This is a genomic window from Pseudomonas sp. NFACC05-1 (assembly GCF_900100135.1).
Taxonomy (GTDB): Bacteria; Pseudomonadota; Gammaproteobacteria; order Pseudomonadales; family Pseudomonadaceae; genus Aquipseudomonas; species Aquipseudomonas fluorescens_Q.
On the sequence record NZ_FMTR01000007.1, the window covers coordinates 113511 to 138919 of the forward strand.

Below are 25409 nucleotides of genomic sequence, written 5' to 3' on the forward strand. Positions count from 1 at the left end.
GCTCCCGCTCGATCGCGCAGCGATCGCAAAAGGGCCGCTTAGCCGCCCAGCGGGAGCAAGCTCCCTCGCCACAACAGCCCGATCATGCCCGATCCTCTGTCACTGTCCTCCCACCACCATATGCGTGAACGGCGCCACATACGCCTGCAACGTCACCAGCCCGCCCACCAGAATCGCCAGCACCACCGAGTGGAAAAACACGTAGCGCAGGATTTCGCCTTCGTGACCGTACCAACGGGTCGCGGTGGAGGCGACCACGATCGACTGCGCGTCGACCATCTTGCCCATCACCCCACCGGAACTGTTGGCCGCGGCCATCAACACCGGGCTGATGCCCAGTTGCTCGGACGTGACTCGTTGCAAGCCGCCAAACAACACGTTGGAGGCGGTGTCCGAACCGGTCAGCGCCACGCCGAGCCAGCCCAGCAAGGTGCCGAACATGGGGTAGAAAATGCCCGTGGCGGCGAAGGCCAGGCCCATGGTCGCGTCCAGGCCTGAGTAGCGCGTGAGAAACCCCAGGGCCAACATTGCTACGATGGTAATCAGCGAGTAGCGCACCACCCAGAGCGTTCGCAGGTAGTGGTGCAGCAGTTGCGGGATGGAATAGCCCATCAGCAAGCCACCGAGAATCGCCGCCAGGAAGATGCCGCTGCCCGTGGCAGTGAACCAGTTGAACTTGTAGACCGCTTCCTCGGTTTTTGGCTGGGGCACCACGGGCGGGACTTTTTCGATCTGCTGGTGGATGGTGCCGAAGGTCAGCAGGGGCGAGAAGATCGGATTGGCCTCGCGCATCGGCTTGCCTTGGGGATCCAGTCGGGCCGATTGGGTCTGGGGGTCGATGGCCGGACGGGTGTCGAACAGGTTCTTGAAGCCTTGGGTGCCCCAGGCGAACACGAACACTGTGAGGATGATCCAGGGCATCCAAGCCCGTCCCACGGCGGAGCGGGTGTCGCTGGAAAATGCCGCGCTGGCGACGGGTTTTTCATCCTCGCTGGCGTCGATCTTCGAGTTGTCGACCCGCCCGGACAGCGCGGCGGAGGTGTGCACCGTGGCCGGTTTCCAGACCTTGAGGAAACCGGTGAGGCAGGCCATGGAAATCAGCGCGGCAATCACATCCACCAGCATCGGCCCGTGGTAATTGGACACCAGGAACTGCGGGATGGCGAAGCTGACACCGGCCACCAGGATCGCCGGCCAGACCTCCAGCATCTTGCGCCACCCGGCAAACGCCCAGATCAACCAGAACGGCACCAGCACCGAGAAAAATGGCAACTGCCGACCGACCATCATCGACAGCTCCATTTCATCCAGCCCGGTGACTTTGGCCAGGGTGATGATCGGCGTGCCCAGGGCGCCGAAGGCCACGGGCGCGGTGTTGGCGATCAGCGCCAGGCCCGAGGCGGCCAAGGGGGAGAAGCCCAGCCCGATCAGGATCGCCCCGGTCACCGCCACCGGCGTCCCGAAACCCGCGGCGCCCTCGAAGAACGCACCGAAGCAAAAGGCGATCAGCAGCAATTGCAGGCGTCGGTCGTCGGTGATGCGGGCGAGGGAATCCTGCAGGACCTTGAACGAGCCGTTTTCGGTGGTCAGGCGGTGCAAGAAGATGATGTTGAGGACAATCCAGCCAATGGGCAGCAGCCCGTTGGCCGCGCCGTAAAGTGCCGCTGACCCGGCCATGCCGGCGGGCATGCCGAAGGCGAAGATGGCGATCAGCAAGGCCGAGGCCAAGGCCATCAACGCCGCCAGGTGCGCCTTGACATGAAAGAACGCCAGGGACGCCAGCATCACCACCACCGGAACCGCCGCCAGGAGCGTCGACAGCACCGCATTACCGAAGGGATCGTAGACTTGTTGCCAGACCATGTTCCACCTCTGCTTTTTATTGTTGGAAGTGCAGGCCCCGGGGGGGATTGGCAGAGAAGTATAGGCGGGGATTGGCGAGGGGAATGGCGCAGAGGCCTGGGGTAAGCCCCTGTGGCGAGGGAGCTTGCTCCCGCTGGACTGCGCAGCAGGCCCAAGTTTTTTGTTTAAGCACAAATTCTTGGGGCGGCTTCGCCACCCAGCGGGAGCAAGCTCCCTCGCCACAAGGTCAGTGGTGTGCTGGCTAGCGTGGGGGCTCACCTTCCTCCTGGCGAAGCTCAAGGCTCAAGCCGTCGCAGCTTTGCGACCAGGCGACCAGCCAGTCGGGCACGGCGGGCGATTGTTCGGCCAGGCCCAACTCGCGGATGAACTCAGCCGGTGCAATCGTGCCTTTGGCCGAGCGGAACAGGCCGCGCATGATCACCACCCCGACCACACGTCCCTGGCTGATGAAACGGTGCTCCATGAACGTCCATTTTTCGTCCCAACCGAGCAGGCGGGTGTGCACCTCGAACGCCTCGAACAGTTTCAATTCCCGCCTGAACTTGCCCCAGACATCCCCCACGATCGGCACCGCCCGGTTGCGCAACGCCACTTTGTAGGCGCCGCTGCGCAGCACGTAATCCATGCGTCCCACATCGGCCAACGTGAAGTAGCGTCCGTTGGTGACGTGGCGATTGAGGTCCAGGTCCAGCGGCCATACCCGCATGCGCACCACCGTGGTGCCCAGGGGCGCCGCCGGCTTGCGCCACGGGCGGCGGAACAGCATCAGCAACAGTCGAAACCAGAGATTCATAAGGAGGCCGTGAAGAGGGAAAACGGCGCACTTTAGACCCCGTGCAGGAAGCGGGCTAGGTGCGAAAGTGACGATTTGCGTGGCAATCGCGCATTTGGGGCATGTTCGAGCGGCTGTTGTGGCCAGGAGCTTGGGCCCGCTGTATGGCGAGCCGCTCCAAGAGTTTGGGTCGAAACAAAAGAACTGGGCCTGCTGCGCAGTCCAGCGGGAGCAAGCTCCCTCGCCACAAAAGCAGTGCAGCGCTACAAAGGTGCAAGGCGCTCGTTCAGCCCTTCGCCGCCATCGCCGTCACTTCCACTTTCATGCCTTCAACCGCCAGCGCTGCCACACCCACCGCCGCACGAACCGGCCAAGGCTTGGCGAAGAAGCGTTTGTAGACCTCGTTGAACGCGGCGCGGTCGGCCATGTCGGTCAGGTAGATGGTCAGGTGCAGGACCCGGTCCATGGAGCTGCCGGCGCCTTCCAAGGCAGTCTTGAGGGCTTGCAGCGTGCATTCGCTCTGCAGGGTGATGTCGCCCAGCTCCAGGCTGCCATCGGCGTGGGTGGGGATTTGCGTGGAAACCAGCAGGCCGCCGAAACCGGCGACGTCGGAGGAAATGGAGTCCGCATCCGGATCTGGAATAAACGTGATGTCTGGGTTGCTCATGCAAAACCTCATGCTGGAAAAGAAAAAGGAGCGCCGCAGTTTACCGTTCATTGCCGCGCCGTTCCTGCATTCCTTTATCCGTGCGCTCCCAGCCTGTTGTTTTGCACCAGTGCCTGGATGTAGGCCTCAAGCGTCATGGTGCCGTGCAAGGCGTCGTCGCCCACGTCGAAGCCGCTGTCTAGGCTGACGGCGCTCATGCGCGCATAGGATTGCGCCGCAGCGGGGCTGAAGCCGAGGCTCTGGAAGGTGCTTTCCCATCGGTCCCTGGGTATCACGTGTACCTCGACCGGCCGGCCGAGCGCCTGGGAAAAAGCCTGCGCCACATCGTTGGGCGAGTACAGGCCAGGCCCCTGCACGTTACGCACGCCAATGTCATCCACCGACGATAGCAATCGCGCGGCCGCCACTTCGCCCAGGTCCCGAGGCGCAACCATGGGGAAGGCCAGGTCGGCTGGAAACAGCGTCGGCAGCTTGCCGGTCTCGCGGACGGTATCGAGCAGGCTGTCCCAGTTGCTCATGTAATAAGCGCCGCGATTGATCGCCGCCGGGATCGACTGGTTGCGCAGCCCTTCTTCCAATTCCCACAAGACGCTGAGATCGCCGATACGCCTGCCAGGCTGGGCGCCGGCGGTGGATTGCACGACGATTTTCTCAAGACCCGATCCGTCGAGGGCGGCCAGGATGTTGGCGACCGTGCGCCGTTCCACCGCATCGGTATCGGTACTGGGAGCCGCTGGCGGGTTGAGAATGAATGCCCTGCGCCCGAGCCGAAACGCTGCGCGCAACGACTCGACGTTTTCGGCGTCCGCTTCGACGATTTGAGCGCCCCTGGCCCGCCATTCAGTGGCGTGGGTGGCGTTGCGGGTCATGATAATCACGGCATGCCCTGGCGCCAGCAAGGCGCGGCCTGTGGCCGAGCCAACGTGACCTGTGGCGCCCATGATCACGTACATGGCTTTATCTCCCGAAGTCAAAGTCCGCCCTGGGCCGGACGGTGGGTTGTCATTGCCGGTTCAAGGTGCGGTTGCGCGCCGTTCAGGCGTGCGGCCAGCTGTTGTGCCTGTTCCCATCCCAGCGCGGGCTCCAGCCATTCGAGCGCATCTTCGGCACTGAAGGCCAGTACCCGCTGCTGCTGGCTGGCGATGTCGCCATACGTCACCAGGGTCAGGCCGTCACAGCCAAACGGGGTCTCGCTGGCCTGGGCCAGGGCAGCCAGGAAAATCGGGACCGACTGCCGGGCGGTCGTGTAGGTGAGGCGTTGCGCCTGGGAGGGCGAGGCGGGGGCTTGTGACTCATACCAACCCTCCACGGGAACCAATACGCGGCCTTCGTGCTTGATGGGGTCGAAGACCTTGGAGCGCATCACCAGATGCAAGGGTAGATGGGTCAGGGGCGGCATCGTCCCGACCGACCAGATTGGCGACCAACCCCAGCGAACCTTGATGCACTCCAAGTGCCCACCGCGACGACGAATGGCGCTGACCTGCATGTTTGGCTTGATCAGACTCTGGCGCTCCTGGACCTTGGGCGGCGTTGTCACGTACAGGTCCAAGGGCGTCACGCTTGCACCGAAACGGCTGCCGGGCGTGTCTCGCTGGGCGAAATACGCCAGGGAGTCTTTTGAAGAAACGTGTTGAACAAGACCGTCACACATAACGAAAACTCCCGGCAGTGAACGCAAAGAAGCCTTGATCCACCCGCTGTTCAAGCCGTGACGTCGAAGCGCGTCAGCATGGCTTTCAGCGGTGTCATGTAGGTCCGAGCCGTGGCGAATGGCTTGGTTCGAAAATCCTTGCGGCGGGGAGACGAGCGGGCGGTGTGTCAGTTTGCAGAGAGGTTGGCTGTGCCGACGCCTTCGCGAGCAGGCTCGCTCCCACACTGTTGTGCGTTGATGAAGTCCACGAAAGCCCTCAATGGCGAGGGCAGGTAGCGGCGGCCGGGGTAGTAGAGAAATGGGCCGGTAAAGCGCTGCCACCAGGGTTCGAGTACCGCTTCGAGGGCGCCGCTGTCCAGGTACGGTCGTAACCAGTCTTCGAACAGGTAGACGATGCCCAGACCGTCTACAGCGGCTTGCACCGACAGGTCCACCGCACCGCCAATGCGCGTGATCAACGGGCCGCTCGGGTCGACGCTGATGGTTTCGCCGCCGCGCTCATACTCCCACAGCGGCATGGCGCCGCTGGGGAACTTGCCCCGCAGGCACGCGTGTTCCAGCAGGTCTCTGGGATGTTCCGGCCTGCCCCGGGCATCGAGGTATGCCGGGGCGGCGGCCGTGGCGAAGCGCTGGAACCGTGGGCCGATGGGGATGGCGATCATATCCTGCTCCAGGCGCTCGTCGTAGCGAATGCCAGCGTCACACCCGGCCGCCAGCATGTCGACGAAGCTTTCTTCGGTGACCACTTCCAGGCGGATGTCGGGATAGCTTTTCAGGAACGGCGTGATAATCGCCGGCAACACCAGCCGGGCCGCGCTGACCGGCACGTTCAGCCTGAGGGTGCCCGAAGGACGGTCGCGAAAGTCGTTGACCACGTCCATGGCCGCCTCGACCTCGCCCAGGGCCGGGACGATGCGTTCCATCAACCGGGCACCGGCCTCGGTCGGTACCACGCTGCGGGTGGTGCGATTGAGCAGGCGTACGCCGAGCCGGCTCTCCATCCGGCGTACGGCGTCGCTCAGGCTTGAGGCAGACTTGCCGCTCAGCCGCGCGCCTTCACGAAAGCCCTTCGCGTTGACCACGGCCACGAAGGCCAGCAAGTCTTGAATATCCGTCGCCATTGTTCTCTCCGCCGTACAACCTGTGCTGATTGCACCTGATTATCATGAGAATGGTCAACGTCTATAGTCGGCCCACGCACATTGATCCGAGGGCGACGAGATGAACATTGCAGGCAAGGCAGGCAGCTTTTTACTGGGCGATCGCACGGTCAATCGCATGGGTTACGGCGCGATGCAGTTGGCGGGGCCCCAGGTCTTCGGACCGCCGAAAGACCCGGCGGCCGCCGTCGCCGTGCTGCGCGAAGCATTGGCGAACGGGGTCAACCACATCGACACCGCCGATTTCTATGGGCCCCATGTCACCAACCATCTGATCCGTGAAGCGCTGCACCCTTATGCCCAGGACCTGGTCATCGTGACCAAGGTCGGTGCCGTGCGCGGTGCCGATGCGTCCTGGAACCCGGCCCACAGCCCCGCCGAGCTGACCCGGGCGGTCCACGACAATCTGCGCAACCTGGGTGTGGAGGTCCTGGACGTGGTCAACCTGCGGGTGTGGGGCGACCTGCATTCGCCCACGGAAGACTCCATCGAAGAATCGTTCACGACACTGGCGCAGCTACAGAGCCAGGGCCTTATCCGTCACCTGGGGCTGAGCAACGTCACGGCCGCGCAGGTCAAGCAGGCCCAAGGCATTGCCCAGGTGGTCTGCGTGCAGAACCACTACAACCTGACCCATCGCGACGACGAACACCTCATCGCCGACCTGGGCCGGCAGGGCATCGCCTACGTGCCGTTCTTCCCCTTGGGCGGCTTCACACCGCTGCAATCGCAAACCCTTTCCAGCGTGGCGGCGCGCTTGCAGGCGTCACCGCTGTGCGTGGCCCTGGCGTGGTTGCTGCAACGTGCGCCGAATCTGCTGCTGATTCCCGGCACATCGTCCCTGGCGCACCTGCGGGAAAACCTCTCGGCGAGTGAGCTGAAGATCCCTGCGCCGATGCTCGCCGAGCTGGACGCGTTGGCCTAGGCCGCCTGGAAAACCAACGTCTCGCCATCTTCCGGTATCAACAACCGGTCTTCGACACCGGCCTTCGCGGCGGCTGCGGCAAGGGCCTTGCGAGTCGTCGGGCAGTGGCTGATCGCTTCCAGGTGATTGGCCACCACGGTCCCGCGGGACAAACGGGTGAATTCCAGCGTCTCGTCGATGCCCATGATGATGTCGCCGCCGATGTCGAATCGTGCCCCGCCCGCCGGAACTACGCTGACCTGTGGCTGGTGTCGCAAGACGAATTCGCACACGGTGGGGGTGAGCACGGTGTCGCCGGTGAGGTAGACACTCGGTTCGCCGGGCAGCTCGATCAGGTAGCCGACGCCATGCTCCATCAACTTTCCCACCAGGCCCCGCCCGTGGGTGCACCGGACCGTGCGAATAGTGCCGCCCAGGAATGGGGTGGGTTGGTCATGGGCCTGGGCGAGCGCCTGGACATTCAAGCCACGCTTGTTGAGATAGGGCGCGTCATGGGGCGTGCAGATGACCGGGATCTGTTTTTCCCTCAGCCAGCGCTTGGCCGCGCGGTCCAGATGGTCGAAATGGCCTTTCTGGCAGTGGGTGATCAAGCAATGGGTGACGGTCTCGAGGGCCTGCGCTGTCGAGGCCGGAAGTGCCACCAGCGGATTGCGTTGCGTGGCGCCAAACAGGCGAAGCGGCGGCAGCGTGCCCTGGCCAGCCAGCATCGGGTCGACGAGCACGCGATACGGGCCGAATTCAAGAATGATCGTGGCGTTACGGATCTGCTGGATGTTCATGAGGTGTTCCTGTTGAGCGAGTGCTTCATGGTGCCGATCCGGTCCCGTGTGCATAATGGCCGGATCTGACATCTTTGATTCGTTTCAGGCCATGACAAACAAACTTCGAATCGGTTTGCTTCTATTTCCCGGCTGCATGCCCGCCGGCCTGTTCGCGTTCGCCGATCTGCTGCATGCCGCCAACCGCAGAAGAGGGCGGGCGCTGTTCGAGGCCCGCTACATCGCGTTGCAGGCCGGGCCGGTGGTGTGTGCCCATGGCGTGACCCTGCAGGCGGAAGCGGCGTTGGGCAGCGCCGGGCTGGATGCTGTCCTGGTTCCCGGTTTCTGGGCCGAGTCGGCCGAGCAGATGAATGCGCTGCTGGCTGAACAGACAGCCCTCGTGAGTGCGCTGTCGAACCATGCCCGATCGCTTCAGCTCTGGTCCTATTGCACCGGTGTCTGCCTGCTGGCCGCCGCCGGCCGATTGGACGGGCAGGGTGCGACGGTGACTTGGTGGCTGGCGCAGGCGATGCAGCAGCAGTATCGAAAAGTCCATTGGCAAAGCGAGCGGAACTGCGTGTTCAACGAGCGCACGGCGACCGCGTCTGGGGTGAACGGTTACCTGCCCATCGCCGAAAAACTCATTGAGCGAAGTGTCAGCAGCGACGTACTGCGCGATATCACGCGGCTCATGGTGCTGCCGCGCCCAGCCATTCCCCATGCGGCGTTCCAGGGCATTGCCCTGATCGAGCAACCCAGCGGATGGTTGCGGCAGTTGCATGGGTTGATCGAACAGATGCCGGCCGAGCGGGTCACTGTGCAGGCACTGGCCAGCCAGTTGGCGGTGTCCGAGCGCACCCTGGCGCGCAAGGTCAGCCGTGAGACGGGGCAGGCCGTCGCGGCCTACGCCCGGCGCATCAAGTTGAACCAGGTCAGCGAGCGTCTGACGTTGACCACGCTGCCCCTCGCCAGCATCGGCGCCGAGCTGGGGTTCAGCAGCAGCTCCAACTTGCAGCGGATGTTCAAGGCGTTGACCGGGCTGACGCCGATGGAATACCGGCGCAAGTTCGGGCGGGTATGACGCCGGTCAACCCGGCGTCTTGTCGGTTTCGTTGCGATGGTGTTCCTGCCAGTTGTCGACGGGGCGGGCACGGTCTTCGTTGAACATGTCCGTGAGCAGCGCGTTGGCGCGCCGATAGGCATCGTGGCGAAACTTGAGGTCGTCTTCCGGCTGGGCGACGATCTCCTCCAACATCTTGAGGTTCAGCCGGCGGAACTGATCCGCCCGTTCCCGCGCTTCGTAAGCCCCGACGCCCATGTGCTCCAGTGCACTGCGACCCAATGCCAGCGCGCTCTCGAAGGTTTCCCGCTCGGCCGCCTCCACGCCCATCTGTCGCAGGGTGATGAGGTGGCCCATGTCCCGCGCCCGCACGATCAACTGCAACGCGGGGAAGTGCTCCTGGGCCAGCCGGGTCAGTGTCAGGTTGTCTTCTCGATCGTCGATCGCATTGATCAGCACCACCGCTTGGGCCGCGCCGGCTGCGTGCAGCAGATCAAGGCGCGTGGCATCGCCATAAAAGACTTTCACGCCGAATTTACGCAGCGTCTCGATGTTGTCTGGGTCGTGATCCAATACCACCACTTCGACGCCGCAAGACATCAGCAGGCGACCGGCGATCTGCCCGAAGCGGCCGAACCCGGCGATGATCACCCGTGGATTCTGCTGGTCGACGAGGTCGGATTCGCGTTTGTTTTTCTTGGCGACGGACTCGAACCGATCCAGCAACACGATCAGCAAGGGCGTCAGGCACATGGACAGGGCCACCGCCAGGGTCAGGCTCTTGCCCCATTGATCGGTCAAGATGCCGGCCACGGTCGCCGCGCCAAACACCACGAAGGCGAATTCGCTGCCCTGGCCCAGCAACACCGCCTGCCAGGAGCGCTGGCCGGCGGGGACGTTGAGGAACCGGCCCGCCATCTTGATCACCAGCAGCTTGATCAGGATGAAGCCCAGGGTCAGGGTGACGACTTTCAGCGGTGCGTCGATCAGGGTGCCGAAATCGATCGACATGCCGACACCGATGAAGAACAGGCCCAACAACAGGCCCTTGAACGGCTCGATGTCGCTCTCCAGGGCATGGCGGTATTCGGAACTGGCCAGCAGCACGCCGGCGAGGAACGCGCCCATGGCCATCGACAGGCCGGCTTCCTCCAGCAGAAAGCCGAAGCCGAACACCAGGAAAAGCGCCACGGCACTGAAGATCTCGCGCAAGCCTGACCGCGCGGCGAAGCGCAGCAGCGGTCGCGTCACGTAGCGCCCCAACAGCACGACGATGGTGATGGCAGCGACGATTTTGCCAATCGATAGCAACAGCGCCGTGCCCGAAGGCGTGTCGCCGTGGGCCGACAACAACGGGATCATTGCCACCAGCGGAATGGCCGCGATGTCCTGGAACAGCAGCACGGCGAAGCTGCTGCGCCCGACCGCGGTGGCGGTCAGGTTGCGTTCGTTCATCGCCTGCATGGCGATGGCCGTGGAGGACAGGCTCAGGGTCAGGCCGACCAGCAGCGCTGCCGTCCAGCTCAGGCCAAGGGCCGTGCAGAACAAGCCAATGGCAGCGCCACAGGCGAGCATCTGCAGGGCGCCACCACCGAACACCATCTTGCGCAGGGCCCAGAGCCGTTTGGGGTCGAGCTCGAGGCCGATGATGAACAGCATCAGCACCACGCCGATTTCAGCGAACTCCAGGATGGCTTTTACATCGGTAATCAGCTTCAGCCCCCACGGGCCGATGATGCACCCTGCCAGTAGATAACCCAACACCGGGCCCAGGCCAAATCGAACGGCAATCGGTACGATCAGCGTCGCCGAGGCCAGGTAGATGAGCATTTCAATCAGGCTGTGAGTTTCCACTTCAATCTTCCTTCCAGGCGGCCAGGCGAGCGGCATAGTGTTCGATTTGGACGTGTTGGGCATCCGCTTCGGCGGCATAGGCGCCATGCACGACAACCGGCTCCAGCCAGCGCATGCCGCAATAGAGGGCCGTGGCGTGGAGCGGTTGGGCCAGTGCGGCAAAGCCTGGGTAGCCGCCGATCTGGAAATGCCCCTGATCGCCACCGGTGGTCACGGCCCACAGCAGGGATTTGTCCTTGAGCGCCGTGGCGCCTTTGCCATAGGCCCAGCCGTGGGTGAAGACTTTATCGATCCACAGCTTCAGCAAGGGCGGTGTGCTGTACCAGTACATCGGGTGCTGGAGCACGACCAGCTCTGCTTGTTCCACCGCACGCTGTTCCGCCTCGACGTCGATATCGAAGTCGGGATAAAGCGCATAGAGCGAACGTATGACCACGTCCGGGTTGGTCGACACTCGCTTGAGCATCTGCTGGTTGACCCGCGATTTGTCGGGGTAGGGGTGCGCATAAATGATAAGAATCATCGGTGAATTCCTTGGTTTGGCTCCGTCGATTCCTGTCTGTCGTGAGCGCGAACGATGGCATTGAGTCGAGCGATACAAACAAGAGCGCCTTCCCGGAACAGGGCCCAGGCCGGAAAAACCGGACATCCTACCGAGGAAGGCGCTGATTGTTTAGCGCGGATCGTCACATCGGGCACTTCAGTCAAGCGGCAGCGAGACCCTGGCCTCCAATCCGCCGCTTTTTCGATTGCGCAGGGTCAGCGTGCCGCCATGCTCCAGCACCGTCGCCCGGGCCGCCGACAGGCCCAGCCCGACGCCGCCAGTGTGCTTGTTGCGAGAGCCTTCGATGCGAAAGAACGGCGTGAAGACCTGCTCAAGGTATTGGGCGTCGATGCCCGGCCCTCGGTCCAGGATGCGAATGTCCACACGGTGGGCGTCGGCTTCGAGTCGAACCGTCGGCTGGCCGCCATATTTGATCGCGTTGTCGATCAGATTGACCAAGGCGCGTTTGATGCCGATGGGGCGGCCGACATAGACGAAGCGCTGGGCACCTTTGAACGCGACCTCGGTGCCGGCGTCCTTGAGGTCATCGACGATGGTGTGCAGCAGCTCAGCCAGGTCGAACGCGGTGGCGTGTTCAAGCCGGGCATCGTCGCGGAAGAACTCCAGGGCTGAGTTGACCATCGCCTGCATTTCGTCCACGTCCCTGAACAAGCGCGATTGTTGTTCGGCATCCTCGATGAACTCCCCGCGCAGGCGCATGCGGGTCAACGGCGCGCGCAAGTCATGGGAGATGGCGGCGAGCATCTGCGTGCGGTCCTGCAGGAAGTGCTTGAGCTGTGCCTGCATGGCATTGAACGCGAGGATCGCCTGGCGGATTTCGTGGGGGCCAATGACCGGAATCGGTGGTGCCTGGTGGTCGACGCCAAAGCGCCGGGCGCCTTTGGCGAAACGTTCCAGCGGTGCGGCCAGGTGCCGGGTGGCGATCAGCGCGACGATCAACGTCGAGAGCAGGATCAGCGCGATGATGATCCCGTTGCGCGCCCATTCGCCCAGCCCCCAACTGCGCGACGGCACGGAGAAGATCACCCACGAATGGTCGGCCAATTCGATGATCACCGCGTAGCGTGCATCCGGTTGGTCGGCCGGCCAGTCGCCCGGTTCGTAGGCTTCGATCCTGGCGTCCGGCCGACCCAATTGTTGGCGCAGGAGCGTCGAACCTTCACTGAACTCCGGGTCGTCGATCACCGGCAACCGCGCGTCTTCATGCCGTTGCAGCCATTGTGCGTTGAACGCCTGGTCGCTGGCGGCCCTGGCAATCGCGGGGCGTTGTGCGGGCGCGACGGAGTCAATGATGCGGGTGATGGCGGCGGCCTTTTCCATCAGGCCGGTTTCCATCAGGGGAGGGCGCGCCCAGGCACCGGCCAGCAGGCTGAACAGCTCATTGAGGGCCAACAAGGTCAGCATGGCGATCATGGTGGTCAGGGCGATCCAGCGCGCTACCGTGTCCCGTGGACGTTGGGAGCCCGAGCGCGAGGGCTTCATCGCTTCACCACATGGGGGCTGAAAAGGTAGCCGCTGTTGCGCACGGTGCGGATCATCGACGCCCCGGTGATGTCGGTCTCCAACTTGCGCCGCAAGCGGCTGACCTGGACGTCGATGCTGCGGTCAAACGCCTCGAAGGTTTCGCCGCGGGCCAGGTCCAGCAACTGCTGGCGCGTCAGCACCCGGCGCGGGTGTTCGGCAAACACCAGCAGCAGTTCGAACTCTCCGGCGGACAGCGGGATCATGACCTTGTCCGGTGAGCGCAGTTCGCGCCGGGTAACGTCCAGTTGCCAGTTCTCGAACTCCAGGATCGGCCGGAAGGCGTCGCTCGACGCGTCCCTGGCTTCACCAGTGCGCCGCAGGACCGAACGCACCCGGGCCAACAGCTCCCGGGCGTCGAACGGTTTGGTCAGGTAATCGTCCGCCCCCAGCTCCAGGCCGACGACGCGATCACTCAATTCGCCCATGGCGGTGAGCATGATGATGCCGACCGTGTGCTCGGCCCGCAGTCGTTGGCAGAGCACCAGCCCATTGTCGCCCGGCAGCATGACGTCGAGGATGACGAGGTCCGGCACCCGACGCTGCACCGCCTGCCACAGGGCGTTGCCGTCGGCGGCCACCTCCACGCTGTAGCCATGTTGTTCGAGGAACTTGCGCAAGAGGGCGAGGACTTCGAGGTCATCGTCCACCAGTAATAAATGGCTCACGGTGGGCACGCAGGGTAATGAATACAGGAGGCGATACTAGGGGCAATCCAGGGCATGCGTCATATATTTCAATCCGGCAATAAAGTTGCCGACGGGCAATATTCCGGAAATCTCCAGGCAAAGAAACAGCGGCAGGATGGCCCCGATGTCAGTCAGTTAAACAGCCATCCAACACCGAACCCTGTGGCGAGGGAGCTTGCTCCCGCTGGGTCGCGAAGCGGCCCCAAAAAGCGGTGAGCGCTTCGCACTCAAGCGGGAGCAAGCTCCCTCGCCACAGGGTTCGGTGTTCGGCTTTTAACCGGCATAGGCAGCCCCCATTCCTCGCCGAGATCACCCTGTATGCCGATCACCAGACCCGCTCCGTTGCTTGTTCGATCCACCGTTGTGGTTGTATTGACGGCATTCACCAGTGGTTGCTCCAGCACACCCGCTGCAAAACCGGGCGTGTGTGAGCGCGCGGCCTATACCGTTCACGATCCCGCAGAACCGGTCAACCGCGGCATCTTCGCGTTCAACCGAACCGTGGATGACTATGTGCTGGCCCCGGTCGCCCGTGGTTATCTCAAGTTGCCGGAGATGTTCCAGGCCGGCGTCCACAACTTCGTGGCGAACTTCGGTGAGCCCAAGGTGTTCATCAACGACTTGCTGCAAGGCAATGCACAACGCTCGGTCAACACACTGGGGCGGTTCGTCATCAACACCACGGCGGGCATCGTCGGGCTGGTCGACGTGTCGGGCAAGCTGGGCATCGAGCGCCATAAGGCCGATTTCGGCCAGACCTTCGGCGTCTGGAACGTCGCCCCCGGACCGATCGTGGAACTGCCGTTGCTGGGCAGCGCCAACCTGAGGGACGCGTCGGGCAAAGTGCTGAGCTTTGCGGTCGACCCGTTTGGCGACAACAGCAGCACCGTCGACACCCTGGGTACGATCAACACCGTCGGCGGCGTTGTCGATGGCCGCGCCGAGGCATTGCCGCTGACCGACCAGTTGCAGGCCCAGGCGGATTACTACGCGGCGCTTCGCGATGCAACGGCGCAGCGGCGTGCCGATTTTGTCGCGCAAGGGAATTGGGGGGCGGTCGTGCAGGACCATCCGCAATGCCAGGACGGAGCCGCCGCTGATGAGTAGCGAGGTGTTGGTCCTGCATCGGCGAATGCGCACGCTCGATCCGGATGTGCTGCATTGCCGTGAGGTTGAACTGCGGTTGGCCGAGGATGGCCGCCACGTGCTGCTCAACCGCTATGTCGAGTTGTATCGCCATGAGCACGTCAGTTGGTGCGCCATCCAGCAGCATCGGGTGCCGTTGGCGAGGATGGTGCGCTGGATGGTCGATAACGGCGAATTGGTGATGGGTTAGTGGCAATTTGCTCCTGAATACACCGGTATCTTGGGAGCGGACACCATGAAATATTTCTACATAATTAGGCAGCAATAATGGTTGTACGACGTCGTATCTAATATGTTCGACTGTGGCCGTTTCTCACAAAAAAAATAACGGAGATTCCATCCATGACGAGCATTCCTTCCGCTGAAGGCCAGGCTGCGGCGTCCACGCAAGGCCGTTTCGTACGCCTGCTCAAGCTTCTCGGCCCCGGCATCATCGCGGTCCTTTCCTGGCTGGGCGCAGGCGACTTGATCACTTCATCCGTGGCCGGCGCGAATTATGGCTACGCGATGATGTGGGTACTGGCGGTCTCTCTGCTGCTGCGTTACCTGATCGTCAACATCATCGCGCGCTTCCAGCTCTGCAATAACCAGGGCATGACCATCCTGCAAGGTTATGCCCAGCTCAATCCGTTTTTCGCCTGGTTCCTGTTGGTGTATGCGTTGCTCATGGGGCACCTGATGAACGCTTACATGATCAAGGGTGCTGGCGAAGCCTTGGCCATGTTGCTCAAGGTCGACTATCCACTGCTGTGTTCGGTGGCGGTGGTGTTGGCGGTGTGGATGCTCGTCGGGCGCAATATCTATTCGATGATTGAAGGCGTGATGAAAGGACTGCTGGCGATCATGACGCTGGCGTTCCTGGCCCTGGCGGTGATGTCCGGCCCGGATGTCGCCGGCATTGTCAGAGGCACCATCGGCTTCAGTATCCCGCCCGATGAAGGGGTGCACGGTGCGTTGCTGGTGGCCGTCTCGGTGATCGGTGCGGTGGCCGGTTCCATCGCCAACTTCGTTCATCCGTATGTCATGCGCCAGAAGGGCTGGGTGGGGCCTGAACACAAGCGTATCCAGCGTAACGACCTGCTGTTTGCTGTGTTTGTCGGGATCGTCATCAACCTGGCGATCTGGATCGTCGGTGCGGAAATCCTGCGACCCAACGGCATCGAGGTCAAAACCCTGGGCGATTTGGGCAAGGCCTTGGAAATGTTCTTCGGTTCGATCGGTTGGTACGTGTTCTTTATCGGTGTGTTTGCCACGCTGTTCGCCAGCATATCCGGCAAGACCACGGCGTTCCCGATGCTCATCACCGACGCCTTCCAGCACGTACGGCCCGAGCGCCGGGAGCGTTACGGCAAAGAGTTCCACCGTGACCCGATGCACAAATGGTTCATGCTGTTCATCCTCGTGACACCACTGATCTGGTCGCTTCCCGGCATGCCGGACTTCGTCACGCTGACCATCGGCGTCAATGCGCTGAACATCATCGGCTTGCCGGTGATTTCCCTGGGCCTGCTGATCATGTCCAACCAGAAGTCCCTGCTGGGCAAGGAGTACCGCAACAACCTGTTCGAGAACATCGCGTTGATGTTTGCCACGGGCCTGGCGTTGTGGGTTGCGTTCCAGTTGGGGGTCGATCTGTTTACCTGAGGCCCGGCCATCTGCAACTTTCGGGGGGACTGCTAGACTTTATCGTCCAGTCCCTTTCGGAGAAGCGGAATGAACAATAAAAACAGGATCTGCCTCTGGTACGACGGCAATGCCCAGGAAGCTGCGCAGTTCTATGCCAAAACGTTTCCCGACAGTGCGGTGAACGCCGTCTACCAGGCCCCGAGCGATTATCCGTCGGGCAAGGAGGGCGATGTGATCACGGTGGATTTCACGGTGATCGGCATCCCTTGCATTGGCCTCAACGGCGGGCCGGTGTTCAAGCACAGCGAGGCCTTTTCATTCCAGATTACAACTGAAGACCAGGCCGAAACGGACCGCTTGTGGAACGCGATCATCGACAACGGCGGCCAGGCCAGTGCCTGCGGCTGGTGCAAGGACAAGTGGGGCTTGTCGTGGCAGATCAGCCCGCGTGTGTTGCTTGAAGCGGTCGCCAGTCCTGACAAGGCCGTTGCCAAGCGGGCCTTCGAGGCCATGATGACGATGACCAAGATCGACATTGCGGCGATTGAGGCGGCGGTGAAAGGTTAGCCGGCGCAGCACTTCCATTCCCTTGTGTGCGAGCTTGCTCGCGATGGCGTCGGAACAGCCAACAGTGATGCAAGCTGACCCACCGCTATCGCGAGCAGGCTCGCTCCCACACTCGATATCACGAGGTGGTTTCGGGCAACCTGGCAATCACCTTGATCTCGAACTGAAACCCATATAGCCACGTCACGCCCACCGCCGTCAGCGTCGGATGCGGCGCGCTGCCCCAGAACTCGGGTACAACGCTCCAGACCCGCTCGAAGGTCGATTCGGGATCGACCATGAAGACCGTGACGTCCACCACATCGTCAAAACTGCAATGGGCGGCAGCCAGAATCGCCTTCAGGTTGTTGAACGCCAGCCGGACTTGAGCCTCCAGGTCTGGCTCTGGCGAGCCCTCGGCAGTACTGCCGACCTGTCCCGAGACGAACAGGAAGCCATTGGAACGAATCGCCGGCGAATAGCGATTGCGCTCATAGAGTGCCTGGCGTCCAGGCGGGAAAACCACGTCGCGCTGTGTCATGAGTACCTCCATCAAAGAGTGGGTTCCAAACGTTGAACGCACTCTAGGGGCTTGTGTCCTGGCGATAAACGAGCAACCTTGGCGATCACTGTTTGTAGAATCCAAACAATCGGATCGACACCCGAGGCACAGATGGATCGTTTTGATGCAATGCAAGCGTTCGTTCGAGTCGTGGAGGCGGGCAGCTTTACCAAGGCGGCTGAAACCCTGCACATGAGCAAAACCACCGTGACCCAATTGGTGCAGCAGCTCGAGGCACGGTTGCGGGTCAAGCTGCTCAACCGCACCACGCGCAAGGTCAATGTCACCGCCGACGGCGCGGTTTATTACGAGCGGGTGATCCGGCTGCTGGCCGACATGGACGATGCCGAGACCAGCGTGTCCGGCGCCCAGGCGTTACCTCGCGGGCGACTGCGTGTGGACGTGCCGAGCCCGCTGGCCGCGATGATCCTGATACCGGCCTTGCCGGCGTTCTACGCGCGATACCCGGACATCCAGATCGACATGGGCGTCAGTGATCGCATCGTCGACATGCTCGATGAAAACGTCGATTGCGTGGTGCGCGGCGGTGAGTTGAGGGATCAGTCGCTGGTCGCCCGACGCGTTGGCGATCTCGCCCTCGGCGTCTTCGCCGCCCCGAGTTACCTGGCACGATTTGGCCTGCCCGCGCATCCGCGAGAACTGGAAGATTCGCACCACCGCACCGTGGGTTTCCTGTGGGCACGCACCGGCAAATCCTTGCCCTACGCCATGCGCCGTGACGGTGAGCTGCTCCACGTCAAAGGGCGTTACTCGCTAGCCATCGACGACGGCAACGCCTACCTCGCGGCTGGTTTGGCGGGGCTGGGGGTGCTCTGGCTGCCCAAGTACATGTCCAGGCCTCATGAAGCGCAGGGTGAGTTGGTGCCGCTGTTCGAAGACTGGCACCTCGAGCCGATGCCGCTGTATTTGGCTTATCCTCCGAACCGGCACATCAGCGCCAAGCTGCGAGTGTTCATCGATTGGGTTGTGGAACTGATGGCGCAACATGCGCCGGTTGACGCCAAGGGAAGCGCGCAATGATCGCCGAAGGACTCGTTGTACTGCTGGACTACACCCTGTATCTGCTGCCGGGCCTGGCGCTCTTCGGCCTCTGGTTCGCGTTGACGCCCAAGACCCAGACAGCGTTGCGTATCGTGATTGTGCTATTGGCGTTCGTGTTGATGCGCGATGCGATGACGCCCTTGGGCATGTGGTCCCTGAACGGCGATCTGCAGATTGGTTTTCTGGCCAACCCGTTCGTCCTGGTGATGTTGGGCGCTTCGTCGCTGCTGTTGGTCGCGTTGAGCGCGCGCCTGTTACCGGACTTGTGGCAACTGGTCGTTCTATTCAAAGGCAATCGATTGGCTGGCCTGGTCCTGGGCATCGCCGTGGGTTGCTTGATCGGCTTGCCGCTGCGGCTTTATCAAGGGGCTGAAACGGCGATTCCAGGTTATTGGGCCTGGCTGTTCGGCATGACGGTGCTGGCCTACGGAGCCAACGCCCTGGAAGAAGTGTTGTTTCGTGGTTTCCTGCAGGGCTACCTCGAACTGCACGCCAGCGCCTGGCGAGCAGCGCTGATCAGTGCCGTGGCGTTTTCGGCGCTGCATGCTTTTCTCGCCTTGAGCGTCACCCCACTCGGTTGGCCCGTGTTGCTGTTTACACTGATAGAGGGCCTGGCCTGCGGGCTCATTCGCATGCGCTACGGCGTCGTGGCATCGAGCGCTACCCATGGGACGGCAATATTGCTGATCGCAGTGCCGATGATGAGTTAAACCAGGAACAGGCAGGCGCGGTCGAAGGTTGTATCTCGATCGCTCGACGACAGAGGAGACCCACCATGGACCGATTCACCGGCGGTTGCCTATGCGGCAACGTGCGTATCGAGGCCTCGGGCCGTCCGTATCGGGTTGGCCTCTGTCACTGCCTCGACTGTCGCAAGCATCACGGCGCGTTGTTCTACGCGGCTGCCGTGTTCCCCCAGGATGCCGTGACGATCGAGGGCGAAACACGGGATTACGCCGGGCGCTTTTTCTGCCCTCGCTGTGGCTCGTCGGTGTTCGCCCGTACCGGCGATGAAATCGAAGTGAACCTCGGCACGCTGGATGCCCCCGATCAACTGGTGCCCACCTACGAAAGCTGGACCGTGCGCCGTGAGGCCTGGTTGCCGGCGTTTCCGTTCAGCCGACATTACGCGCATGATCGCGAGGGCACCGGGCGGGCTGAGGAGTAGGGCGCTCATTCGAAGCCGACAATCGCCTTGGTCTCCAGATACTCCTCGAAACCGTGAACCCCATACTCACGACCATTGCCCGAACGCTTGTAGCCACCGAACGGTGCCATCGGGTTCCACGCCGGGTAGTTCAACAGCACTTGCCCTGCGCGGATACGCGACGCAACGGCGCGCACAAGATCAAGGTCCTGACCCTGGACATGCGCCCCCAGCCCATAGACGGTGTCGTTGGCGATGGCGACGGCTTCATCCACCGTGTCATAGGCAATGATGCACAGCACCGGGCCGAAGATTTCTTCCTGGGCGATGCGCATGGCGCTGTCGACTTGCGAGAAAACCGTGGGGCGGGTGTAGAAGCCTTGTTCAAGACCCTCCGGGCGTCCTGGGCCACCGCACACAAGCTTGGCTCCTTCATTCATGCCGACTTCAATCATGGCTTGCACGCGATTGAACTGGGCCTCGTTGGCGACGGGACCGAGTACGGTTTCTTCCAATTGCGGATTGCCCACGATGATCGCGTTGGCGGTGGCGGCAGCCAACGCCTCGACTTCTGCCAGCCGATTCCTTGGCACGATCATTCGGGTCGGTGCGCTGCACGATTGGCCGACGTTGCGAAAAGCCGACATCACGCCCGACGGTACGGCCTTGGCGAAGTCGGTGTCGGGCAACAGCACGTTCGGTGACTTGCCGCCCAACTCTTGGGTAACGCGCTTGACCGTAGGGGCGGCTGCCTGGGCCACCAGTGCGCCCGCGCGGTTCGAGCCGGTGATGGAGATCAGGTCGATGTCGGGATGCGCCGCCATGGCCGCGCCGACCTCGGCACCGCTGCCGTTCACCAGGTTGAAGACGCCGGCAGGCAGGCCTGCGTCATGCACCAGTTGGGCGAAGAGCAGGGCGCTCAGGGGCGACAGTTCGCTGGGTTTCAACACCACCGTGCAACCGGCGGCAATCGCCGGGGCGACTTTGGCGGTGATTTGGTACAGCGGCCAGTTCCACGGCGTGATGAGGCCGCAGACGCCAATGGGTTCGCGTTGAATGGCCGTGCCATGCTCAATCTTCTGGAAGGTGTAAGTGGACAGCACATCGCGGGCCACCCGAACGTGTTCGGCGGCCAGCGGCACTTGCATGGCCCGTGCGAAGCCGATGGCCGCGCCCATTTCCAGCGAGAGCGCCTGGGCCAGTTCTTCTTTGCGTTCAAGGATCAGTGCATGGATCTTTCCCAGGATTGCCACGCGGGCATCCACCGCAGTCGAAGACCAGCCGGCAAAGGCTGCGCGAGCCGCCGCTACGGCGCGGTCAACGTCTTCGCCGGACCCTCGGGCGACCTCGGCAATGACGTGCTCGGTAGCGGGATTGACCACGGGCAGCGTGGCCGGGTATGCCGGAGACAGCCAGTCACCATTGATATAGAACTGCTGGGACGTAGGCGAGGTGTTCAAAAAAGGGGTGGTCATCCAACGGGCTCCCATAGAGCGGTGATAGCACTGCCGGCGACAGATTCTGAGGCCGTTTTCTTCTCGATAAACTAACAAAGCGGCCCGGAAGGGATATGCCGTTCTCAAGCCTGGCAAAGAAGAATCTGCTGTATCTGCCGGGCTAACTTGGCAAAAAAATGGCGACGCCCGTCCAGGGCAAAAAGGGCGCCCAGTCGCCTGTGTCAAATGAGTCTGCCGGTGCCGGGCGTGCTCATCTGAGGCATTGTCAGAGCGGTCGGTTCGGTGAACCTGCGAATATCGAAGGGGCTGATCAGGGTGCGGGTGCTGCCGGTGCTGATCAGCTCGGCCATGACGTCGCCGACGCCCGGGCCGAGCTGGAAGCCATGCCCGCAGAACCCAAAGGCATAGAACAACCCCTTGACCTTGCCGCTTGGGCCCATGATCGGCAGCGAGTCTGGCGTATAGCTTTCGATGCCGCTCCACACTCGGATGATGTTGAGGTTCGCCACCCCGGGCAGCAGGCGGCTCATCTGCTGCATCTGGTTGAGCAGGCTCTCGGGCTTGAAGTAGGCGCGACGGTTGATCATGTCCGGTTTGCAGCGGTTGCCGCCGCCGATGATGAGATTGCCTCGGGGGATCTGCCGGAAATAAATCACCTCTTCCTTTATCTTGGTGAACACACCGATCACGGTCGGCAAGGCATAGGGCACAGGTTCGGTGACCGACATCTGTGGGCCATTGGCTTGCAACGGCACCGCTTCGTCGAATTGCTCGGACAGCTTCGCCCCCCACGCGCCCGCCGTGATCAGCAGTTGCTCAGCGATGAATAGCTGGCCGTTGGTGGTGGTCACGTGGAAATGGTCATTCTCCTTTCGTACCGTGGCGACTTCCGTTCGCTCGCGGATGCTGGCCCCGGCCCGTGTCGCCGCGCGGGCAAATGCCGGGGCTGCCAGGCGCGGGTTGGCGTGGCCGTCGTGCGGGGCGTACGAGCCGCCCTTGACCTGCGCGCCGAGGAACGGGAAACGCGCGTGCAACGCCTTGCCGGTGATGATCTGCAAGTCCAGCTCCCGGGCTTCGGGGGCGGCGGCGTAGGCTTCAAGCTCGGCTATTTCGTCCTCGCGATAACAGACGCGCATATGGCCGCTGGGGATGAACTCCAGGTCATCGCCAATCAACTCGGGGAGCCGTTTCCACAATCCGTACGAGCGATTCGACAGTTCCAGTTGGCCGAGGAATCGCCCTTGGCGTCGCACGTTGCCGAAATTCACCCCACTGGCGTATTGGCCGATCAGATCGCGTTCCAACAGGGTCACCGAGTGCCCACGCTGGCGCAGAAAGAACGCCGACGCCGACCCCATGATGCCGCCGCCGATAATCAATACATCGCTTTTTTCTGGCTTCATGATATTCCCTCGAAAATCCTCGACCGCGGTTCAATAGCAATACAAGACCTGGCCAGCCCCCTGTGGCGAGGGAGCTTGCTCCCGCTGGGTCGCGCAGCGGCCCCAAAAAAGCGGTGAGCGCTTCGCACTCAAGCGGGAGCAAGCTCCCTCGCCACAGGTTCATCTAGGCCGTCGGGAAGGCGTGCACACGTGCCAGCGCTTCGATTTCGATCAGGTACCCATGGTGCAAGGCCGGGACGGGCACTACCGCGCGTGCGGGCCGGTGTTCGCCGAGATAGTGGGCGTAGATCCGGTCGAAAGCCGGCCAGTGTTCGATGCCGACGACATAGACCGTCACCTTCAGCAAGTCATTGGGGCTGCGGCCTGCCGCGCCGAGAATCGCCATCAGGTTGTCCAGGGCGATGGCGGCTTGCACTTCGAACGGTTGGTCGACGCTGTGGCTGCCATCGGCGCGTACCGGCAGTTGCCCGGACACGTACAAGACGCCCTGGTGCAAGACCGCCTGGGTGTAATGTCCGCCCGCTGCGGCCGCCTGGGTCGTGTGAATCAACTCGATTTCACCAGCCATGCAGACGACTCCAGGTGTGCACCGCGCCCGAGGCATCGCAGGCGCGGTAGTCAGGGAATTGCGCACCAGTGGCGCAGGCGTGGTTGGGCAGGATGCGCAGGCGACTGCCGATGGAAAACCGCTCGGTGATATCGATGTCCCCGGGAGTGGAAAGGGTGACGATACCGTGCTCCTGGTTGGCGCTGCAGAGCAGGGCGCCCTCGATCCAGTCGCCGGCTTCGCTGCACACTTGCCCATACCCGAAATCCCGCTGCTGGCGCTGGGTACCCCGATCACGACTCATGGCCATCCAGCCGGCGTCGGTGATGATCCAGCCTTTGTCCGGCTGATGGCCGATCACGGTGGTCAGTACGCTCAGGGCCAGCTCATCCGCCTGGCAAACACCGATGTTGTGCATCACCAGGTCGAAGAACACATAGACGCCAGCGCGCACTTCAGTGACGCCCTCCAGGCTTTGCGCCGAAAGTGCCGTGGGTGTGGAGCCGATGCTGACCTCGGGGCAGGCCAGCCCGGCTGCGCGGATGCGCTGGGCGGCGCTGACGCAGAGGTGGCGTTCTTGTTCGGCCAAGGCTTGCAGCGCTTGGGGGGTATCGAGCTCGTAGCTGGACCCGGCGTGGGTCATGACGCCGCAAAGCTGCATGCCGCCTTCGCTGAGTCGCCGTGCGATGTCGACGAGTGCATCGTCTTCAGCGCGCACGCCGGAACGATGGCCATCGCAATCAATCTCGATCCAGACCTCGAAACGCTCGTCGTGCTGCCTGCCGAAATCGACGATGGCCTGCGTCGCCGCCAGGCTGTCGGTCAAGATGCTCAATCGACAGCCCTTGCGCCGCAGCCTCAGGGCCTGGGCCAGTTTGCCAGGTGCCATGGACACGGCATAAAAGATGTCGCGGATGCCGTCGGCGAAGCAATGCTCGGCTTCCTTAAGGGTCGACACGGTGATGGCGTTGGCGCCTGCTGCAAGCTGCGCCCGGACCACCGGCAGGCATTTGCTGGTCTTGATGTGCGGGCGCAAACGCACGCCCAAGGCATCCATGCGTTGTTGCATGCGCTGGATATTGCGCTGCATTCGCGGCATATCGATGAGCGCGACTGGGGTATCGAGGGAAGCAATTGAGACTGGCATGAACGAGGCTCGCGGGTGAAAGACAGGTTCGACTCTACTCAGTCATCGTAAAGCCGTGGTTCAATGCGCTGTCATCAATCATTAAGTTGAACTGAATGATCAGCCTCGAAGACCTGCGTATGGCCGTGACGCTGGCACGCTGCGAATCGTTGAGCGCCGCTGCCAGGGCCCTCAATGTCTCGCCACCGGCGCTGTCCATGCGCTTGCGCAAACTGGAGACGCTCCTGGGCCTGACCTTGGCCAATCGCGACGCCCGGCGGCTGAGCCTGACCGCCGACGGCGAGCGTTTCTCGCGCCAGAGTGCGCTGTTGCTGGAACAGCTGGAGGCGCTTCCCGAATCGTTCAGGCAGCAAGACGATCAACTGGCCGGCACCCTGAGGCTGGCGGCACCGTTCGGCTATGGACGCCAACGCCTCGCGCCGCTGCTGGCCCGTTTTGCCAGGTTGCACCCGCAGCTATGCCTGCATCTGGATCTCCGGGAAACGCCCTGGCCTGACCGTCATGACAGCGATGCGGTGATTCACATCGGTCACCTGAGCGACAGCCAGTGGGTCGCCCGGCCCCTTACGCAAAATGACCGTTGGCTGTGCGCGAGCCCCGCTTACCTGGAGCAGAACGGCACACCGTTAGCGCCGGAGCAACTCGCCGAGCATCGTTGTATCTGTATTCGTGAAAACGATGAAGATGTCACCCTGTGGCACCTGCGCAACGCGCACGGGCGCAAGACCCTGCGGATCAAGCCTGCCTTGTTGAGCAACGATGGCAGCGTGGCTCGACGCTGGGCCGAACAGGGCCTGGGGCTGGTGCTGCGTTCGCAATGGGACGTCAACAAAGCCATCGCCGACGGCCGCCTGGTACGGGTGCTCGCCGATTGGCAATTCGACAGCGCCCCAATCAACCTGCTGGTGCCCTCGCGCAAACTGCGCAGTGCACGGGTGCAGGCGTTGGTGAGTTTCCTGGAGGCCGAACTGAAGGTCTGAATCGGACACTGTTCCTATCGACCCATCGCCATCGCGAGCAAGCTCGCTCCCACAATGGATCGGCGGTGTTTCTTGAACCCGTGCCCACCACCATCCCCTGTGGGAGCGAGCTTGCTCGCGATGACGGCAGCCCATTCACCAGGGATGCTGAAGCTGCTGCGCCAAGCGCAGATTCTGCCGAAAACAACTCTTTGCAGAGCCGTTTGGCGCACCATAACTGCCCGCAAACCCAAAGAAACACGGGCGCGACGCCCACGCCTGGAGCATCCCGCAAAGTCTGCTGAGCGAGCCCCGCAAA

The 25409-nt window shown here is 62.6% G+C and carries 26 protein-coding genes; 10 read left to right on the forward strand and 16 right to left on the reverse strand.

The genetic code is table 11. The annotated features are described in order from the left end of the window. Positions 1-99 precede the first annotated feature (99 nt). From BLO97_RS13405 to BLO97_RS13430, 6 genes are all read right to left on the reverse strand, one after another. Entirely contained in the window at positions 100-1863 is a 1764-nt protein-coding gene (locus BLO97_RS13405) for an L-lactate permease (RefSeq protein ID WP_092222731.1), read from the reverse strand. A gap of 241 nt (positions 1864-2104) precedes the next feature. Continuing rightward, a complete protein-coding gene (locus tag BLO97_RS13410; RefSeq protein WP_063320521.1) occupies positions 2105-2656 on the reverse strand; it encodes a thioesterase family protein in 552 nt (183 codons plus the stop codon). Between the two features lie 265 nt (positions 2657-2921). Beyond that, entirely contained in the window at positions 2922-3302 is a 381-nt protein-coding gene (locus tag BLO97_RS13415) for a RidA family protein (protein ID WP_079301342.1), read from the reverse strand. Positions 3303-3376: 74 nt separating this feature from the next. Further along, entirely contained in the window at positions 3377-4255 is an 879-nt protein-coding gene (locus tag BLO97_RS13420; RefSeq protein WP_092346178.1) for an NmrA family NAD(P)-binding protein, read from the reverse strand. A gap of 17 nt (positions 4256-4272) precedes the next feature. Then, positions 4273-4956 (reverse strand): SOS response-associated peptidase family protein, encoded by a 684-nt coding sequence (locus BLO97_RS13425; RefSeq protein ID WP_092222735.1) that lies wholly within the window; start codon positions 4954-4956, stop codon positions 4273-4275. Positions 4957-5123: 167 nt separating this feature from the next. After that, positions 5124-6077 (reverse strand): LysR family transcriptional regulator, encoded by a 954-nt coding sequence (locus tag BLO97_RS13430; protein ID WP_092346180.1) that lies wholly within the window; start codon positions 6075-6077, stop codon positions 5124-5126. Positions 6078-6177: 100 nt separating this feature from the next. Here BLO97_RS13430 and BLO97_RS13435 point away from each other — a divergent pair, with 100 nt between their 5' ends. Continuing rightward, positions 6178-7041 (forward strand): aldo/keto reductase family oxidoreductase, encoded by an 864-nt coding sequence (locus BLO97_RS13435; protein ID WP_092346182.1) that lies wholly within the window; start codon positions 6178-6180, stop codon positions 7039-7041. On the opposite strand, the gene BLO97_RS13440 is transcribed toward BLO97_RS13435, so the two are convergent. Then, complete coding sequence (locus tag BLO97_RS13440; protein WP_092346184.1) at positions 7038-7820, reverse strand: MBL fold metallo-hydrolase; 783 nt, start codon at positions 7818-7820, stop codon at positions 7038-7040. The two genes, BLO97_RS13435 and BLO97_RS13440, sit on opposite strands and share 4 nt — an antisense overlap. 91 nt (positions 7821-7911) lie before the next feature. On the opposite strand from BLO97_RS13440, the gene BLO97_RS13445 reads away from it, so the two are divergent. After that, positions 7912-8880 (forward strand): GlxA family transcriptional regulator, encoded by a 969-nt coding sequence (locus BLO97_RS13445; RefSeq protein ID WP_092144724.1) that lies wholly within the window; start codon positions 7912-7914, stop codon positions 8878-8880. 6 nt (positions 8881-8886) lie between these two features. On the opposite strand, the gene kefC is transcribed toward BLO97_RS13445, so the two are convergent. From kefC to BLO97_RS13465, 4 genes are all read right to left on the reverse strand, one after another. Beyond that, on the reverse strand, positions 8887-10713 hold the full coding sequence (kefC, locus tag BLO97_RS13450; RefSeq protein WP_092222743.1) for a glutathione-regulated potassium-efflux system protein KefC: 1827 nt from the start codon (positions 10711-10713) through the stop codon (positions 8887-8889). Between the two features lies 1 nt (position 10714). Beyond that, on the reverse strand, positions 10715-11236 hold the full coding sequence (gene kefF / locus BLO97_RS13455) for a glutathione-regulated potassium-efflux system oxidoreductase KefF (RefSeq protein WP_092144533.1): 522 nt from the start codon (positions 11234-11236) through the stop codon (positions 10715-10717). 177 nt (positions 11237-11413) lie between these two features. Continuing rightward, positions 11414-12760 (reverse strand): ATP-binding protein, encoded by a 1347-nt coding sequence (locus BLO97_RS13460; RefSeq protein ID WP_092144535.1) that lies wholly within the window; start codon positions 12758-12760, stop codon positions 11414-11416. Continuing rightward, the gene (locus BLO97_RS13465) at positions 12757-13467 is read right to left on the reverse strand and encodes a response regulator (RefSeq protein ID WP_092346186.1); all 711 of its coding nucleotides are present in this window, start codon (positions 13465-13467) and stop codon (positions 12757-12759) included. The genes BLO97_RS13460 and BLO97_RS13465 overlap by 4 nt, the downstream gene beginning before the upstream one ends. A 339-nt stretch (positions 13468-13806) precedes the next feature. Here BLO97_RS13465 and BLO97_RS13470 point away from each other — a divergent pair, with 339 nt between their 5' ends. The 4 genes from BLO97_RS13470 to BLO97_RS13485 all read left to right on the forward strand — a co-directional run bounded on the left by BLO97_RS13470 (position 13807) and on the right by BLO97_RS13485 (position 16827). Then, on the forward strand, positions 13807-14595 hold the full coding sequence (locus tag BLO97_RS13470) for an MlaA family lipoprotein (RefSeq protein ID WP_092346188.1): 789 nt from the start codon (positions 13807-13809) through the stop codon (positions 14593-14595). Beyond that, positions 14588-14824 carry a hypothetical protein gene (locus tag BLO97_RS13475; RefSeq protein ID WP_092346190.1) on the forward strand — a complete coding sequence of 79 codons (237 nt, stop codon included), beginning with the start codon at positions 14588-14590 and terminating at the stop codon, positions 14822-14824. Before BLO97_RS13470 ends, BLO97_RS13475 begins: the two co-directional genes overlap by 8 nt. 152 nt (positions 14825-14976) lie before the next feature. Continuing rightward, positions 14977-16278 (forward strand): Nramp family divalent metal transporter, encoded by a 1302-nt coding sequence (locus tag BLO97_RS13480; RefSeq protein ID WP_092346192.1) that lies wholly within the window; start codon positions 14977-14979, stop codon positions 16276-16278. A gap of 69 nt (positions 16279-16347) precedes the next feature. Beyond that, on the forward strand, positions 16348-16827 hold the full coding sequence (locus BLO97_RS13485) for a VOC family protein (protein WP_092346194.1): 480 nt from the start codon (positions 16348-16350) through the stop codon (positions 16825-16827). Positions 16828-16945: 118 nt separating this feature from the next. On the opposite strand, the gene BLO97_RS13490 is transcribed toward BLO97_RS13485, so the two are convergent. Further along, a complete protein-coding gene (locus tag BLO97_RS13490; protein WP_092144544.1) occupies positions 16946-17347 on the reverse strand; it encodes a RidA family protein in 402 nt (133 codons plus the stop codon). A gap of 132 nt (positions 17348-17479) precedes the next feature. Between BLO97_RS13490 and BLO97_RS13495 the strand changes: the two genes are divergently transcribed. From BLO97_RS13495 to BLO97_RS13505, 3 genes are all read left to right on the forward strand, one after another. Next, a complete protein-coding gene (locus BLO97_RS13495) occupies positions 17480-18409 on the forward strand; it encodes a LysR family transcriptional regulator (protein WP_063320537.1) in 930 nt (309 codons plus the stop codon). Further along, complete coding sequence (locus BLO97_RS13500) at positions 18406-19140, forward strand: CPBP family intramembrane glutamic endopeptidase (protein ID WP_092346196.1); 735 nt, start codon at positions 18406-18408, stop codon at positions 19138-19140. Before BLO97_RS13495 ends, BLO97_RS13500 begins: the two co-directional genes overlap by 4 nt. A 65-nt stretch (positions 19141-19205) precedes the next feature. Further along, positions 19206-19598, forward strand: coding sequence for a GFA family protein (locus tag BLO97_RS13505; protein ID WP_092144548.1), 393 nt, complete (start codon positions 19206-19208; stop codon positions 19596-19598). 5 nt (positions 19599-19603) lie between these two features. On the opposite strand, the gene BLO97_RS13510 is transcribed toward BLO97_RS13505, so the two are convergent. The 4 genes from BLO97_RS13510 to BLO97_RS13525 form a co-directional block, all read right to left on the reverse strand. Continuing rightward, complete coding sequence (locus tag BLO97_RS13510; RefSeq protein ID WP_092346198.1) at positions 19604-21052, reverse strand: aldehyde dehydrogenase family protein; 1449 nt, start codon at positions 21050-21052, stop codon at positions 19604-19606. A 203-nt stretch (positions 21053-21255) separates the two neighbouring features. After that, positions 21256-22437 (reverse strand): NAD(P)/FAD-dependent oxidoreductase, encoded by a 1182-nt coding sequence (locus BLO97_RS13515; RefSeq protein WP_092346200.1) that lies wholly within the window; start codon positions 22435-22437, stop codon positions 21256-21258. 163 nt (positions 22438-22600) lie between these two features. Then, entirely contained in the window at positions 22601-23005 is a 405-nt protein-coding gene (locus BLO97_RS13520) for a RidA family protein (RefSeq protein WP_092144554.1), read from the reverse strand. After that, entirely contained in the window at positions 22995-24131 is a 1137-nt protein-coding gene (locus BLO97_RS13525; protein ID WP_092346202.1) for a DSD1 family PLP-dependent enzyme, read from the reverse strand. The genes BLO97_RS13520 and BLO97_RS13525 overlap by 11 nt, the downstream gene beginning before the upstream one ends. A gap of 95 nt (positions 24132-24226) precedes the next feature. On the opposite strand from BLO97_RS13525, the gene BLO97_RS13530 reads away from it, so the two are divergent. Further along, positions 24227-25111 carry a LysR family transcriptional regulator gene (locus BLO97_RS13530; RefSeq protein WP_063320544.1) on the forward strand — a complete coding sequence of 295 codons (885 nt, stop codon included), beginning with the start codon at positions 24227-24229 and terminating at the stop codon, positions 25109-25111. The last annotated feature ends 298 nt before the right edge of the window (positions 25112-25409 follow it).

Bases quoted from the DNA above. Each gene is read 5' to 3' on its own strand.
- BLO97_RS13405 (WP_092222731.1), bottom strand. From the start codon at position 1,863: ATGGTCTGGCAACAAGTCTACGATCCCTTCGGTAATGCGGTGCTGTCG.
- BLO97_RS13410 (WP_063320521.1), bottom strand. From the start codon at position 2,656: ATGAATCTCTGGTTTCGACTGTTGCTGATGCTGTTCCGCCGCCCGTGG.
- BLO97_RS13415 (WP_079301342.1), bottom strand. From the start codon at position 3,302: ATGAGCAACCCAGACATCACGTTTATTCCAGATCCGGATGCGGACTCC.
- BLO97_RS13420 (WP_092346178.1), bottom strand. From the start codon at position 4,255: ATGTACGTGATCATGGGCGCCACAGGTCACGTTGGCTCGGCCACAGGC.
- BLO97_RS13425 (WP_092222735.1), bottom strand. From the start codon at position 4,956: ATGTGTGACGGTCTTGTTCAACACGTTTCTTCAAAAGACTCCCTGGCG.
- BLO97_RS13430 (WP_092346180.1), bottom strand. From the start codon at position 6,077: ATGGCGACGGATATTCAAGACTTGCTGGCCTTCGTGGCCGTGGTCAAC.
- BLO97_RS13435 (WP_092346182.1), top strand. From the start codon at position 6,178: ATGAACATTGCAGGCAAGGCAGGCAGCTTTTTACTGGGCGATCGCACG.
- BLO97_RS13440 (WP_092346184.1), bottom strand. From the start codon at position 7,820: ATGAACATCCAGCAGATCCGTAACGCCACGATCATTCTTGAATTCGGC.
- BLO97_RS13445 (WP_092144724.1), top strand. From the start codon at position 7,912: ATGACAAACAAACTTCGAATCGGTTTGCTTCTATTTCCCGGCTGCATG.
- kefF (WP_092144533.1), bottom strand. From the start codon at position 11,236: ATGATTCTTATCATTTATGCGCACCCCTACCCCGACAAATCGCGGGTC.
- BLO97_RS13460 (WP_092144535.1), bottom strand. From the start codon at position 12,760: ATGAAGCCCTCGCGCTCGGGCTCCCAACGTCCACGGGACACGGTAGCG.
- BLO97_RS13470 (WP_092346188.1), top strand. From the start codon at position 13,807: ATGCCGATCACCAGACCCGCTCCGTTGCTTGTTCGATCCACCGTTGTG.
- BLO97_RS13475 (WP_092346190.1), top strand. From the start codon at position 14,588: ATGAGTAGCGAGGTGTTGGTCCTGCATCGGCGAATGCGCACGCTCGAT.
- BLO97_RS13480 (WP_092346192.1), top strand. From the start codon at position 14,977: ATGACGAGCATTCCTTCCGCTGAAGGCCAGGCTGCGGCGTCCACGCAA.
- BLO97_RS13485 (WP_092346194.1), top strand. From the start codon at position 16,348: ATGAACAATAAAAACAGGATCTGCCTCTGGTACGACGGCAATGCCCAG.
- BLO97_RS13490 (WP_092144544.1), bottom strand. From the start codon at position 17,347: ATGACACAGCGCGACGTGGTTTTCCCGCCTGGACGCCAGGCACTCTAT.
- BLO97_RS13495 (WP_063320537.1), top strand. From the start codon at position 17,480: ATGGATCGTTTTGATGCAATGCAAGCGTTCGTTCGAGTCGTGGAGGCG.
- BLO97_RS13500 (WP_092346196.1), top strand. From the start codon at position 18,406: ATGATCGCCGAAGGACTCGTTGTACTGCTGGACTACACCCTGTATCTG.
- BLO97_RS13505 (WP_092144548.1), top strand. From the start codon at position 19,206: ATGGACCGATTCACCGGCGGTTGCCTATGCGGCAACGTGCGTATCGAG.
- BLO97_RS13510 (WP_092346198.1), bottom strand. From the start codon at position 21,052: ATGACCACCCCTTTTTTGAACACCTCGCCTACGTCCCAGCAGTTCTAT.
- BLO97_RS13515 (WP_092346200.1), bottom strand. From the start codon at position 22,437: ATGAAGCCAGAAAAAAGCGATGTATTGATTATCGGCGGCGGCATCATG.
- BLO97_RS13520 (WP_092144554.1), bottom strand. From the start codon at position 23,005: ATGGCTGGTGAAATCGAGTTGATTCACACGACCCAGGCGGCCGCAGCG.
- BLO97_RS13525 (WP_092346202.1), bottom strand. From the start codon at position 24,131: ATGCCAGTCTCAATTGCTTCCCTCGATACCCCAGTCGCGCTCATCGAT.
- BLO97_RS13530 (WP_063320544.1), top strand. From the start codon at position 24,227: ATGATCAGCCTCGAAGACCTGCGTATGGCCGTGACGCTGGCACGCTGC.